A 13,173-nucleotide genomic window follows, 5' to 3' on the forward strand; every position below is an offset into this window, starting at 1 on the left:
ATGGAACATATTGGCAAATTTGTCACATATCTGATACTTGCTGTCAACGCTCTCTTTGTGGGAACGTTGATATTAAGTGCTTATAGCCCTTACCTTAACCCGAAAATAAATCCACTTGCCTCCAGTCTGGGACTTGCATTTCCGATATTCCTGACTATTAATCTAATTTTTATCGGTTTCTGGGCATTCGTCAATTACCGCTATGCTCTTTTGCCCGCCATTGGCCTTCTCATTTGTATTCCACAGATACGGACTTATATCCCTTTCAACTCCACCACTAAAACTATTCCGGAAGGAAGCATCAAAATCCTGTCGTACAATGTAATGAGTTTCAGCAATCTGGAGAAGAAAGGCGGAAAGAACCCGATATTGTCTTATCTTGCAGATAGCAATGCCGATATTATCTGTCTGCAAGAATATAACACTGCTACCAACAAAAAGTATCTGACAGAACAGGATGTAAAAAAGCATTGAAGGCCTATCCTTACCAATCCATCCACCAGCAAGGAAAAGGAGATGTTCAGCTTGCCTGTTTCTCCAAATTCCCTATACTTTCGACACATCCTATCGAATATAAAAGCAATTATAACGGTTCCATGAGATATGTACTGAATGTGAATAACGACACTCTTACATTAATCAACAATCATCTGGAATCTAACAAACTCACCAAAGAAGACAGAGGGATTTATGAAGATATGATTAAAGACCCGAATGCCAGGAAAGTAAAAACCGGACTCAGACAGTTAATAAGAAAACTAGCGGAAGCATCGGCCATTCGGGCTTCACAAGCAGATTCCGTGGCGAGAGTCATTGCCGAAAGTAAATACCCGACAACCATCGTATGCGGTGATTTCAACGATGGTTCCATTTCGTACACACACCGCATCCTGACTCAAGAGCTGGACGACGCATTCACACAATCCGGCAAAGGTCTGGGGATCTCCTACAATCTGAACAAGTTCTATTTCCGCATAGACAACATCTTGATCAGTCCCAACCTGAAGGCCTACAATTGCACCGTAGACCGGTCTATCAAGGCATCAGACCATTACCCGATCTGGTGCTATATCAGTAAACGATGAGAACTGAAAACTCTAATAAAAAAACACTTATGATGATTAAAAAGACACTAACCATTTTAGCAGTAAGTTGTATGATGTACTCCTGTGCTACGAAAACAGAAAGCAATCCTTTCTTTACAGAGTTTCAAACCGAGTATGGTGTTCCTTCTTTTGACAAGATTGAATTAGAGCACTATGAACCTGCCTTTTTAAAAGGTATAGAAGAACAGAATCAAAACATCGAAGCCATCATCGAAAGTCCGGAAATTCCGACATTCGAAAATACGATTGTAGCTTTAGATAACAGCGCACCTATCTTAGACCGGGTAAGCGCCATTTTCTTCAATATGACAGATGCGGAAACTACTGATTCGCTGACCGCACTTTCCATCAAACTGGCACCGGTTCTTTCGGAACATAATGATAATATCTCCCTGAATGGGAAACTATTCAAACGGGTGAACGATGTCTACCAAAAGAAAGATTCATTGAATCTGACGTCGGAGCAAGAACGTCTGCTGGACAAGACTTATAAAAGATTTGTCCGTTCCGGAGCAAACCTTAGCGAAAAAGATCAAGCTCGCCTCCGCGAAATCAACAAGGAGCTTTCTACACTTGGTATCACTTTCAGCAACAATGTGTTGAATGAGAATAATGCTTTCCAACTTTTCGTTGACAAGGAAGAAGATCTAGCAGGATTGCCTGAATGGTTCCGCCAAAGTGCCGCTGAAGAAGCGAAAGCAGCCGGACAACCGGGAAAATGGCTGTTCACCTTGCACAACGCCAGCCGTCTGCCTTTCCTGCAATATTCAGAAAATCGCCCTCTCCGGGAGCAAATATACAAAGCCTATATCAACCGCGGCAACAACAACGATGGAAATGACAACAAGGAAAATATCCGCAAAATCGTTTCTCTCCGCCTGGAAAAAGCGAACTTATTAGGTTTCGACTGTTACGCAAACTTCGTCCTGGATGAAACCATGGCAAAGAACGCCAGCAACGTAATGAGCCTTCTGAACAATCTATGGAGCTATGCACTCCCCAAAGCGAAAACAGAAGCTGGCGAACTCCAAAAGTTAATGGACAAGGAAGGAAAAGGAGAAAAGTTGGAAGCATGGGACTGGTGGTATTACACCGAAAAATTGCGGAAAGAAAAATACAATCTGTCAGAAGAAGATACAAAACCTTACTTCAAACTGGAAAATGTACGCGATGGTGCTTTCGCCGTAGCCAACAAATTATATGGCATCACCCTAAGCAAACTGGAAGGCATACCGACTTATCACCCGGATGTAGAAGTCTTTGAGGTGAAAGATGCAGACGGATCCCAGCTCGGTATCTTCTATGTAGACTATTTCCCACGTTCCGGGAAAAGCGGGGGTGCATGGATGAGCAACTACCGTGAGCAATGTGGAACAACCCGTCCGTTGGTATGCAATGTTTGTAGTTTTACCAAGCCGGTAGGCGACACTCCTTCTTTATTGACCATGGATGAAGTGGAAACCTTGTTCCACGAATTTGGTCACGCCCTGCACGGACTGCTGACCAAATGTGAATACAAAGGAACATCAGGAACCAATGTGGTACGTGACTTTGTAGAACTTCCTTCTCAAATCAACGAGCACTGGGCGACTGAACCGGAAGTGCTGAAAATGTATGCCAAACATTATCAGACAGGAGAAGTGATACCCGACGAAATCATCGAGAAGATACTGCAACAGAAAACTTTCAACCAGGGCTTCATGACCACCGAATTACTGGCTGCCGCTATCCTCGACATGAACCTGCACACGATGACAGATGTAAAGAATCCGGATATGCTTGCATTCGAAAAAGAAGCGATGGACAAGCTTAATTTGATTCCCGAAATAGCACCGCGTTATCGTGTGACTTACTTCAACCATATCATTGGCGGATACGCGGCCGGATACTATAGTTACCTATGGGCCAACGTATTGGACAATGATGCTTTCGAAGCTTTCAAAGAACACGGAATCTTTGATAAAAACACCGCCGACCTGTTCCGCCATAACGTATTGGAGAAGGGAGACAGCGAAGACCCGATGGTGCTTTATAAAAATTTCCGTGGAACGGAACCAAGCCTGGAACCACTACTGAAAAACAGAGGAATGAAATAATTCAGCAAAAAAGCCCTTAAACATCAAATATTTGAGGGCTTCTTACATATAAATGTGAAAAAAAAACTATATTTGCAGCCTTGTATACGGCAAAAAGAACTTGTGTACGACAGAATTTAACTGAAAATTAAATTAAAAAAGTAATCATCATAAATTAAAAGTAAAATGCAAAACAAAGGATTTGTAAAGGTTTTTGCGGTACTACTCACATTGGTATGTTTGTTCTACCTTTCCTTCTCCTTCGTAACACGCCATTATACCAACAAGGCGAAAGAAGTTGCGAACGGTGACCCGAAAGTGGAACAAGACTACCTCGACTCTCTCTCCAATGAGAAAGTATGGTTGGGTAACTGGACGCTGAAACAATGTCGTGAGATGGAGATTAGTTTAGGTTTGGACCTAAAGGGTGGTATGAACGTTATCCTTGAAGTATCTGTACCTGATGTTATCAAAGCACTGGCTGACAACAAGCCGGATGAAGCTTTCAACAATGCATTGGCAGAAGCTGCAAAACAGGCTGTCAACAGCCAGGACGATATCATCACCCTGTTTGTTAGAGAATATCACAAAGCTGCTCCTAACGCAAAACTTTCCGAACTCTTCGCAACACAACAGTTGAAAGACAAAGTTAACCAAAAATCATCGGATGCAGAAGTTGAAAAAGTATTGAGAACAGAAGTAAAAGCTGCTGTTGAGAACTCATATAACGTACTTCGTACCCGTATCGACCGTTTCGGTGTTGTTCAGCCGAACATCCAGAGCCTGGAAGACAAAATGGGGCGTATCATGGTGGAATTGCCGGGTATCAAAGAGCCGGAACGTGTGAGAAAACTTCTCCAAGGTTCTGCTAACCTGGAATTCTGGGAAACTTATACAGCTAAAGAAGTTCTTCCTGCCATGCAATCTGCAGACGCTAAATTGCGCGCTATATTGGCACAGGAGACAGATGTAGACTCTGCCGCTGTAGATTCTTCCAAAGAAGCTCCGCTTGCAGAAGCTACTCCGGCCAAGAAAAGCGTAAGTGCTGCCGACAGTCTTGCTGCTGCCCTGAAAGGAGATGCAGTTGCTGAAGAGAATTCAACAGCCAACCTAGCAGAAATTAAAAAACAATATCCTCTGCTGGCTATCCTGCAATTAAACTCTAGCGGACAAGGTCCTGTCATCGGTTACGCTAACTACAAAGATACTGCTGATATCAACAAATATCTGGCTATGCCGGAAGTTAAAGCAGAACTCCCGAAAGACCTTCGTCTGAAATGGGGTGTTTCTCCTTCTGAATTTGACAAGAAAGGACAGACTTTCGAATTATATGCTATCAAGTCTACCGAACGTAACGGCAAAGCTCCGTTGGAAGGCGATGTAGTAACAGATGCGAAAGACGAATTCGACCAATACAGCAAACCGGCTGTCAGCATGACAATGAACTCTGACGGTGCACGTCGTTGGGCACAGTTGACCAAACAGAACATCGGCCGTTCTATTGCTATCGTTCTTGATAACTATGTATATTCTGCACCAAACGTAAACTCTGAAATCACAGGTGGACGTTCACAGATTACAGGTCATTTTACCCCTGAACAAGCAAAAGACTTGGCAAACGTATTGAAATCAGGTAAGATGCCGGCTCCGGCTCACATCGTACAGGAAGATATCGTTGGTCCGTCATTGGGTCAAGAATCTATCAATGCAGGTGTATTCTCATTCGTAGTGGCTCTGATTCTGTTGATGATCTATATGTGTATGATGTACGGCTTCATACCGGGTATGATTGCCAATGGTGCATTGTTCCTGAACTTCTTCTTCGTATTAGGTGTCCTCTCCTCCTTCCAGGCAGCATTGACAATGTCCGGTATTGCCGGTATGGTGTTGTCACTAGGTATGGCAGTGGATGCGAACGTACTTATCTACGAACGTACAAAAGAAGAACTTCGTGCGGGTAAAGGTGTGAAGAAAGCACTTGCTGACGGTTATTCCAACGCATTCTCCGCTATCTTCGACTCGAACCTGACATCCATCATCACAGGTATCATTCTGTTTAACTTCGGTACCGGTCCGATCCGTGGTTTTGCCACGACATTGATTATCGGTATTCTGGTATCCTTCTTCACCGCTGTGTTCATGACTCGTATAGTTTACGAACACTTCATGAACAAGGACAAACTGTTGAACCTTACATTCACAACCCCTGTTTCAAGAAACTTGATGACCAACACACGTTTTGATTTTATGGGAACAAACAAAAAATCCCTTATCATCACTGTAGCCATCATCCTCGTTTGTATCGGTTCATTTGCCATGCGTGGTTTAAGTCAGAGTATCGACTTTACCGGTGGACGTAATTTCAAAGTACAATTCGAGAATCCGGTAGGAACCCGAACAGATTCGTGAATTGATCTCCAGCAAGTTCGGTGATGCTAACGTTAGTGTTATCGCTATCGGTACAGACAAGAAAACTGTACGTATCAGTACCAACTACCGTATTGAAGATGCAGGAAACGATGTTGACTCTCAAATCGAAGCATACTTATATGAGACTTTGAAACCTGTGCTGACTCAAAACATCACTCTAGCTACCTTTATCGACCGTGATAATCACACAGGTGGTAGTATTGTAAGTTCTCAAAAAGTGGGTCCAAGTATCGCAGACGATATCAAGACAGGTGCTATTTATTCTGTAGTATTGGCATTGATTGCTATCGGTCTGTATATCTTAATCCGTTTCCGCAACATCGCATATAGTATTGGCTCTATCGTAGCTCTATCGTGCGATACCATCATGATTATCGGTGCTTACTCATTGTTATGGGGCATCGTTCCATTCTCACTGGAAATCGATCAAACATTCATTGGGGCTATCCTGACAGCTATCGGTTACTCTATCAATGACAAGGTGGTAATCTTCGACCGTGTGCGTGAGTTCTTCGGCCTGTATCCGAAACGTGACAAACGTCAGTTGTTCAACGATTCATTGAACACTACACTTGCACGTACTATCAATACATCATTAAGTACATTGATCGTATTGCTGTGTATCTTCATCCTTGGCGGTGATTCAATCCGCAGCTTTGCATTCGCAATGATCTTGGGTGTTGTTATCGGTACATTGTCATCACTGTTCATTGCATCTCCGATTGCATACAACATGATGAAGAACAAAAAAGTTGTACCAGTAACTACGGAAGAATAATAAATTCCAGAAATAGAAAAAGCCTCTTCCGAACAATTCGGTAGAGGCTTTTTCTATTGATTATTAAAACAAATAGAAGCTATAAGACGTTCATCTTAAAAGAAGCCATTGTTAAACTTAAAACCAGATACAGCATGAAAGCAAACCAAAACAACTTCTCACAGATTCTCCGTAGTAGCCCCGAGGGGAATCGAACCCCTATCTAAAGTTTAGGAAACTTCTAACCTAACTTTGAGTATCAACCACTTGCGAGGTTATTTCAAATTTTCGTAGAACTATAGTAGAACTTTTGTATTTTTGTTGAATACCCCTGCCTCTCCAAAAGAAGAATACAGGGGTACAATGCAACACCGATTTTCAGAATCGGTACTGCAAAGATATGACTTTTATTTCAAAGGACAAAGAAAAACCGGGCGCACTTCACAGTGAACCCGGCTCAGAACAAAAGTTCTACTCTATTACTAACACCTAATCATTTCTTTTTCCGTTTCTTCAATTCTATATATTCCGAATACACTATTTTGGTATGGGGATTGCTACTTACAACTTCTTGCCTAATAGCCTTTGTTCCCCATCGGAAAAACAACCATTGCTTAGGCACTCTATGCACTACTTGAAATAGGGTATCTACAGATTGTATGCGTAAATCCAGTTTCTTATCGGGCATGATTAAGCCATCAACATTTATCCACGGGTCTTCCCATCGTATCGCTTGGACTTTAAGATAGGATGTATCACGGTATATAATGCTATCCTTAACTATGGTTTGTACCTCCACCTCCGTTTTTGTTGCAGTCGTGGAAGCCGCTTGCAACCTCTTTACTTTCAAGTCAAGTTCCTTAACGGTATTCGTCAAGTCGGCGCAATGCTTTTCCACCTCAGACTTGGATAAAGTCAATGCCTGTACAGAGGCAGCGGATTTCCCGGATTCTGTTTGGTAAAATTCGACTTTCTCCAACAAGGCGGTTTGGTTGCCATCCAACCTTTCCTTTTCTGATTTCAACTTGGAACAATAAGCCCATAGCCCAAAGGTAGCCGCCATCAAAAGCCCACAAAGGGCGATTAATATCAAAAACGCTTTATTTCTCATATTCCTTGATGTATTGGATTATACCCTCTACGTGGGTGTTCACAATGTTTTGTTTCCCCTCCATAGATGTAAGGTAAGCAATATCTTCCTTGTTATCCATGAAGAAATTCTCCGTCAATACAGCCGGGCATTTCGTCTTGGAAAGGATGTAGAAATTTTCCTCCCAATCCGGGTCGCCATCCGAATAGTCACGCCTAATCTTTTGCCCGGTAATAAAGCAAGCGGCAGCATCATACATTCGGTTTGCCAGTTCGTCAGCTTTCGTTTTGCCCTTAGTGGTATAGGCAGACCATCCACGGGCATTCATCCATTCGCCATTCCCGGCAGCATTGCAGTGGATGGAAACAAGCAACACGTTATTAGCCCCGTATCGGGCGCAAACCTCGTTCACACGCCTTGCACGTTCAGCCAAAGGCACGTCCAAGTTCTCCTTAACAATGCGTTCCGCTACATAGCCACGTTTAGCCAGTTCACGCACGACTTCATCCGCAATTTCTCTCGTATAGGCATACTCTCTGAAAGTTCCATCCGGGCTGCGTTTACCCGGTGTATTTTCTCCATGCCCATTGTCTATAAGTATCTTCATTCTTGATTCAATTTATGGTAAAAATCTATTTTTATACGGTCATAAACCGTCTGTACATTGGTATAAGTCCTGCCGTTATTCACGCTTTCTGCATATACCTCACTCCATACGCATTGCTCCACCCACTCAATCCATTCGGGGGACGTGTAGCTGGATAAGCGTTTGCCCCGATAGGTATAGTAGTCAAACCTGCTATTCCTATCTTCGTGCAAGTTCATTATCAAGGTGTGTATCTTAACCTTTGTAGCCTCATGGTCGGCTATGTGGTTTTCCTCTCTCACTTTCCGAATAATCCGGCACACCCTTTCTATAGCAAGGTCAAAGTATATACCCGAAGTATTCTTTATCCTTAGCTGTGTTTCCGGGCGCAACCCCTCCGCAATATCCGTAAGCATATCATTCTGATTCTTGGTTTCCGTCAGAAGTTCGGCTACCATAGACTGATTGCCTTTAATCATGCCGTTAATGATAGACTTGAACCATTTGAAACAAGCTATCATAAGTGCAGCCGCCAAACAGAGGAACACAGCGCACACTATCACCATAAAGCCAAAATCGCTTATGCCTTGTGCCACTTTCAAACTTTCTTCCATCATCGGTTTTTCTTATACTTGTTTCGCTTGTAATACTCAAAGTTATCTCTATCCTCCTGCGTGATTGGAGTATTCGGTGGAAAGAACTTAAACCCGTACATCGTTCCATAGCGTACCACTTTGATAACGGCACGAAACGGATATTTGCGCTTCGGGTCTAAAACAACATCTTTCAACTTCTTGCTGTCAGTATAGAAAGCGGATGCACCGATACCCTCGCCATAGGCGATAAGTGTTCTCGTTCCGTTCTCTGTCTGTCTTTCCTTACACCCCGTAAACACCGTGACCTCATTAATCACGGCATCTACTGAGGTGTATTCACAATCGAAAATATCTTCATTCAAGGATTCGGTTTCCTCAAAGTCCATTACTTCGTTCATAAGTCCATCGGTATGTTATAGGTTTCACAATCGGCATCCACCATTTTACGGATAGCCAAACGGTCTTTCAAAAAGTCCTCATAGGGGGCTTTCGCACTTTCGGCAAGTAAGCCCAGCATGGCAGACTGATATTCGTTTACCAGCTTACTTTCTGTCTTAGCCGGGTATCTTGCAGTAAGCAACGTGCTGAAAATATTATCAGCCGTTTTTGGATATTCCACCCTCACGCTGTCATATTGGAACATCGTGCCTGTGGCACGTTCCGCATCAGTCGTAATCTCAATGCCACCCTCTTTGTCTGCAATAACCTTAACCTCTTTGATGTTATGGTTATAAAGGAACGTTCCCTGCCCGTTATTAAGAGAATCTATCACCTCCGGCTTAGTCTTAGCCAGCAGCCCTGTAGTCAAAACATTTGCTTCCATCGTTCAAACAATTATTAAAAATGAATTTACTGTGTTCCTCCGAGCACCTGATTATCCAGCCATATTCAGATGGGAAGAAGTGTTTAATATCCGTTTCATCTTTGATTTCGTATTTATTGATGGTGCGGTGGAATTTCTTATAAAACCTTTTCAGAATACCGCTTCTTAGCAATATGCCGTAATGGTTTTGTTTGAATCCCACATAATCAATGCTACGAGCATCAACCGGGAATATCTGCCAATTGCTTTTAATCTCTACTTTCAATTCGCCACCCAAGTAAAGCCCCATCATGTCGAGTACGAAATGCAGTGCCTCTTTGTCAGCGCATAGTATCACCATATCATCCATATAGCGATAGTAGTAGATTTTCACCCCAAAACGCTTCATCACTATCTTAGCCAGTTCTTCTTTAACCCAATGGTCGAAATATGCTAAATAGAGATTAGCCAAATATTGACTTGTGAAATTGCCTATTGGCAGCCCCTTGTCTTTACCGTTACTATCTATTATCTTATCCAACAGCCTTAACAGTTGTTCATCCGCTATAGTGTAGCGGATTATCCTTTTCAATGCTGCGTGGTCTATGTTATCATAGAACTTCTTGATGTCAATCTTCAAACAGAACCTTGTACCTTTTCTGTCTATGATTAAAGCCGTATGCACATCCTCCATACATTTATGAATACCACGCCCTTTGATACAAGCGTATGTATTCGCAATGAAGAAGTTAGTCCAGTAACGCCCCAACACATTGATAATGCAATGGTGTACTATCCTGTCCGGGAAGAACGGGGCAATCATAATCACCCTTTCTTTCGGCTCATATATAACCTTAATCCGATATTCACCGGGGGTATAAGTTTCATTGCGCAAGTCCCAGTACAAGCTATCCAAATTCTCCAAAATGTTCTCATTGAACTTGGATATTTCGGTACGCTCTCCTTTGCCTTGCTGTGCCTTATATTGCGCCCGTATGAGGTTGGAGCATTCATATATCAGGTGATAAACATTCTTAATTTTCTTAGCTTGGGAAATGAATATCTTTCCTGTATCACCGACATATAAACCGCAATCCTCAAAATCCGAGTATTGATAAAAGCAGGTATCAGCCGTATAACATAACCCGTATTCAGTCTTTACTACACCCATTTGTGCCGTTGTTCTAAAACAGAGCTTTCAATTACTTACTTGCACCGTCCTAATCCATATTATTTTACCAACTATCAGACGTGCCGATAGTCTCTGTGAGGTAAGGGCGTGGCAGCAACAGTTATAAGTTGAAACCACGGTAAAAGCGGAACCCAATGTTCGCATTCGCATTCGAGGAACGATTATTCGCATTCAGATAACCGAAACCCGCAGTCGCACCATTATTCGCATTAGCAGACAAAAGGGCACCAGCCGCCACAACCCTGTAATGTTTTTATTTTTTTCAATCCAACGCCATTTTCGTTGCTCCGTTCACCGAGTTTTGCAGTCCGTCAAAAACGGCACAAGCGGAACCCAATGCCCGCATTCGCATCCGAGGAACGACCATTCGCACCCAGAGAACCGAAACCCGCAGTCGCACCATAATGCGCAGAAGCAGACAAAAGGGCACCATACCAGCCTACAGCAGACCACGTACTACCACCTGTGGGAGTCCAATAGTAATCGCAATAGCCTTTATTACTTGAACCTCCTACTTTTTCGGCAAAGGAATAACCTTTAGTGGAATGAGCCATAGAAAGCACATAGCCCTCAGTTCGTGGAAGCTCCGTAATGGCTTCCATATCCGATAGGTACGGTAGTAGCACTATCTGAATGAGAGGTGAATTTTGTCGGGTCTTCGCATACATAGGCAATAGATACATCCGCTTTATGCCAAATTAGTACATCATCAGCAAGCATCCACAAGTATTCATAAGGAGTTTCCAAACCACGGTAAGAGGTTACTTGTACCACCTTATCGCCACCAGTCCATCCCTTGATAGTGTAGGACACCTTACCCGTGTTGTTTCCCAGCGTTGCAGTAACACCGCAAGGGACAAACGGTTTGTAACCTCCCCATGTATTCCACTCCGTACCATTAACAACCGGACCACTCCCTAAGCCTCCTTGATGGAATCCGTCAGCAGTCAGCGTTTCGGTGTAAGCATCTTGGCAGTGCAATGAGGCATATTCCACACGTTGCAACCAAGCAATTTCATTGTACACCCTGTACGCCCCGTGGTGTGTTCCGTTCTTGCAAAGAGGACGAACACCAGCCTTTGAAATGGAAGTACGAGGCATACCCAACATGGAGTTGTAAGTACCATCCTTAGCGGCATCACCAGCACCCGAACCACCTCTGAATTGTGCGGCATTCGCTTTGAGTATAACAAATCCGTCTGAATCCCTTGCAATTTCATCGCCATTCCAAGTGAGCCAACATCCCGAAACGGCTACAGAGTTGGTAATATCCACCGTTGCATACCACGGGCTTACCGTCTTTCGTTCCATCTTGATAAAGCCGGGCAACGGATATTCGGAATAGGCACGAATCCATTTCGTCCCCTCTATTTCCAACTTGAAGTAATATTCCGGCTTTTCAAGCATTACATTACCGTCCGTGCTGTCAATCACAGCCGTTGCACCCGAATCCTTTTTACGGCTGTCATTTTGGTTAAGGTAATACTTAACCGAGCCGTCAGGGTTTTCCACAAAGCGTTTCAGCTTCGCTTGAATGGGTAATGTACGGTGTAAATCCAAATTACCCACACGCTTTAGTTTGTAGTCCTGTGAGTTGAAATCACCTTGCACCCCATACCATTGGTCGTAAGGATATTGCGGTTTCGTGTTTCCGCTTCCCAATAATAATCCCATAGCTATAAGTTATTTAATAGTTTCACCAGCACCCCAATACACATCATATACCGAAAGGTCGATACCGTTTGGGGATATTACGGTTATCGCTCCGGGCGTCCAATCCCCGATAGGTACGGGGAACATACTAAATTCCTTATCACAAATGAGCTTGCATTTAAGCAGCGTACTTGTTTCCATCGTAACCTCTTTAGGTCGTACAAAGACGGTAAACGGAACACCACCCAAAGCAAAACCATTGGAAAGGTCTGTAACCTTACCTTTGGAAAGAATCCGTAGGCTGTACATCGTTGTTTCCATAATTCACTGAGTAAATCAAGTTTATTTAACTGCAAATATAATCATAAATGTGTTCAACAAACACATTTATGATTATAATTAAAGTATATCATCAGATAATGAGGTATAACGTGCTTCAAGTTCATTGATTTTATCTCTTAGCAACTGCCTTTCATTATGCAATGCCTTTATCTCATACGGCATTGCATACCCCATTAGGGCGGCTTCGTAGCATTTGATTATCTTATAATCGCTACTTGCCAACACCTCCTTTGAGCGTTCAATCTCATGTGCCACCTTTTGAAAGTCGGGGACTTCTATGTATCTGAATGAAATCCTGTCCCCGGCATCGTATGGCACAATGCGCACAACATAGCCCTCCTTATCTGTGTTTTGTTTACTTTCATCTATTGCATCCACTGGCTTATATATGGTTGGCAGTTCAGCCACCTGTTCAATAACCGATACCATGCGTGTTGTTATTTCCCCCGTTTTCTCATTTCTGATTTTTTGAGGAATAGGGGCTATTTCTATACATTGTAGATAGTCGCCATCCATATATCCGTATAATACTCTTTCTTCCATA

General features: G+C 43.0%; 11 protein-coding genes, 1 tRNA gene and 2 pseudogenes. 3 read left to right on the forward strand and 11 right to left on the reverse strand.

The window, feature by feature from the left end:
* The 3 genes and pseudogenes from NXX38_RS04005 (at position 1) to secDF (ending at position 6,389) form a co-directional block, all read left to right on the forward strand.
* Positions 1-1,085 (forward strand): annotated as a pseudogene (locus NXX38_RS04005) (endonuclease/exonuclease/phosphatase family protein).
* A 32-nt stretch (positions 1,086-1,117) separates the two neighbouring features.
* A complete protein-coding gene (locus NXX38_RS04010; protein ID WP_258981863.1) occupies positions 1,118-3,202 on the forward strand; it encodes a M3 family metallopeptidase in 2,085 nt (694 codons plus the stop codon).
* Positions 3,203-3,367: 165 nt separating this feature from the next.
* A pseudogene (gene secDF / locus NXX38_RS04015) lies at positions 3,368-6,389 on the forward strand (protein translocase subunit SecDF).
* Positions 6,390-6,564: 175 nt separating this feature from the next.
* Here secDF and NXX38_RS04020 read toward each other — a convergent pair.
* The 11 genes from NXX38_RS04020 to NXX38_RS04070 all read right to left on the reverse strand — a co-directional run bounded on the left by NXX38_RS04020 (position 6,565) and on the right by NXX38_RS04070 (position 13,172).
* A tRNA-Ser gene (locus NXX38_RS04020) sits at positions 6,565-6,645 on the reverse strand.
* A gap of 216 nt (positions 6,646-6,861) precedes the next feature.
* Complete coding sequence (locus tag NXX38_RS04025) at positions 6,862-7,479, reverse strand: DUF6549 family protein (protein WP_032592225.1); 618 nt, start codon at positions 7,477-7,479, stop codon at positions 6,862-6,864.
* Positions 7,469-8,065, reverse strand: a complete 597-nt coding sequence (locus NXX38_RS04030) for an N-acetylmuramoyl-L-alanine amidase (RefSeq protein ID WP_005655389.1) — start codon at positions 8,063-8,065, stop codon at positions 7,469-7,471. The genes NXX38_RS04025 and NXX38_RS04030 overlap by 11 nt, the downstream gene beginning before the upstream one ends.
* On the reverse strand, positions 8,062-8,658 hold the full coding sequence (locus tag NXX38_RS04035) for a hypothetical protein (protein WP_040316008.1): 597 nt from the start codon (positions 8,656-8,658) through the stop codon (positions 8,062-8,064). The genes NXX38_RS04030 and NXX38_RS04035 overlap by 4 nt, the downstream gene beginning before the upstream one ends.
* Positions 8,658-9,038 carry a hypothetical protein gene (locus NXX38_RS04040; protein WP_005650559.1) on the reverse strand — a complete coding sequence of 127 codons (381 nt, stop codon included), beginning with the start codon at positions 9,036-9,038 and terminating at the stop codon, positions 8,658-8,660. The genes NXX38_RS04035 and NXX38_RS04040 overlap by 1 nt, the downstream gene beginning before the upstream one ends.
* Positions 9,035-9,463 (reverse strand): hypothetical protein, encoded by a 429-nt coding sequence (locus tag NXX38_RS04045; RefSeq protein ID WP_005655395.1) that lies wholly within the window; start codon positions 9,461-9,463, stop codon positions 9,035-9,037. Before NXX38_RS04045 ends, NXX38_RS04040 begins: the two co-directional genes overlap by 4 nt.
* A complete protein-coding gene (locus NXX38_RS04050) occupies positions 9,426-10,613 on the reverse strand; it encodes a reverse transcriptase/maturase family protein (RefSeq protein WP_061437354.1) in 1,188 nt (395 codons plus the stop codon). The genes NXX38_RS04045 and NXX38_RS04050 overlap by 38 nt, the downstream gene beginning before the upstream one ends.
* 332 nt (positions 10,614-10,945) lie before the next feature.
* The gene (locus tag NXX38_RS04055) at positions 10,946-11,236 is read right to left on the reverse strand and encodes a hypothetical protein (RefSeq protein WP_258978643.1); all 291 of its coding nucleotides are present in this window, start codon (positions 11,234-11,236) and stop codon (positions 10,946-10,948) included.
* Positions 11,205-12,308: a hypothetical protein gene (locus NXX38_RS04060; RefSeq protein ID WP_258978644.1), complete on the reverse strand. Its 1,104-nt coding sequence runs from the start codon at positions 12,306-12,308 to the stop codon at positions 11,205-11,207. The genes NXX38_RS04055 and NXX38_RS04060 overlap by 32 nt, the downstream gene beginning before the upstream one ends.
* Before the next feature lie 9 nt (positions 12,309-12,317).
* The gene (locus NXX38_RS04065; protein ID WP_225683931.1) at positions 12,318-12,608 is read right to left on the reverse strand and encodes a hypothetical protein; all 291 of its coding nucleotides are present in this window, start codon (positions 12,606-12,608) and stop codon (positions 12,318-12,320) included.
* Positions 12,609-12,686: 78 nt separating this feature from the next.
* The gene (locus tag NXX38_RS04070) at positions 12,687-13,172 is read right to left on the reverse strand and encodes a hypothetical protein (RefSeq protein ID WP_005655401.1); all 486 of its coding nucleotides are present in this window, start codon (positions 13,170-13,172) and stop codon (positions 12,687-12,689) included.
* Between the last annotated feature and the right edge of the window lies 1 nt (position 13,173).

It is taken from the genome of Bacteroides sp. BFG-637 (assembly GCF_024793605.1).
Lineage (GTDB): Bacteria > Bacteroidota > Bacteroidia > Bacteroidales > Bacteroidaceae > Bacteroides > Bacteroides vicugnae.

What these genes read in the sequence shown, in the direction of transcription:
- NXX38_RS04010 (WP_258981863.1), top strand. Translation starts at nt 1,118, where the DNA reads ATGATTAAAAAGACACTAACCATTTTAGCAGTAAGTTGTATGATGTAC.
- NXX38_RS04025 (WP_032592225.1), bottom strand. Translation starts at nt 7,479, where the DNA reads ATGAGAAATAAAGCGTTTTTGATATTAATCGCCCTTTGTGGGCTTTTG.
- NXX38_RS04030 (WP_005655389.1), bottom strand. Translation starts at nt 8,065, where the DNA reads ATGAAGATACTTATAGACAATGGGCATGGAGAAAATACACCGGGTAAA.
- NXX38_RS04035 (WP_040316008.1), bottom strand. Translation starts at nt 8,658, where the DNA reads ATGGAAGAAAGTTTGAAAGTGGCACAAGGCATAAGCGATTTTGGCTTT.
- NXX38_RS04040 (WP_005650559.1), bottom strand. Translation starts at nt 9,038, where the DNA reads ATGAACGAAGTAATGGACTTTGAGGAAACCGAATCCTTGAATGAAGAT.
- NXX38_RS04045 (WP_005655395.1), bottom strand. Translation starts at nt 9,463, where the DNA reads ATGGAAGCAAATGTTTTGACTACAGGGCTGCTGGCTAAGACTAAGCCG.
- NXX38_RS04050 (WP_061437354.1), bottom strand. Translation starts at nt 10,613, where the DNA reads ATGGGTGTAGTAAAGACTGAATACGGGTTATGTTATACGGCTGATACC.
- NXX38_RS04055 (WP_258978643.1), bottom strand. Translation starts at nt 11,236, where the DNA reads ATGGAAGCCATTACGGAGCTTCCACGAACTGAGGGCTATGTGCTTTCT.
- NXX38_RS04060 (WP_258978644.1), bottom strand. Translation starts at nt 12,308, where the DNA reads ATGGGATTATTATTGGGAAGCGGAAACACGAAACCGCAATATCCTTAC.
- NXX38_RS04065 (WP_225683931.1), bottom strand. Translation starts at nt 12,608, where the DNA reads ATGGAAACAACGATGTACAGCCTACGGATTCTTTCCAAAGGTAAGGTT.
- NXX38_RS04070 (WP_005655401.1), bottom strand. Translation starts at nt 13,172, where the DNA reads ATGGAAGAAAGAGTATTATACGGATATATGGATGGCGACTATCTACAA.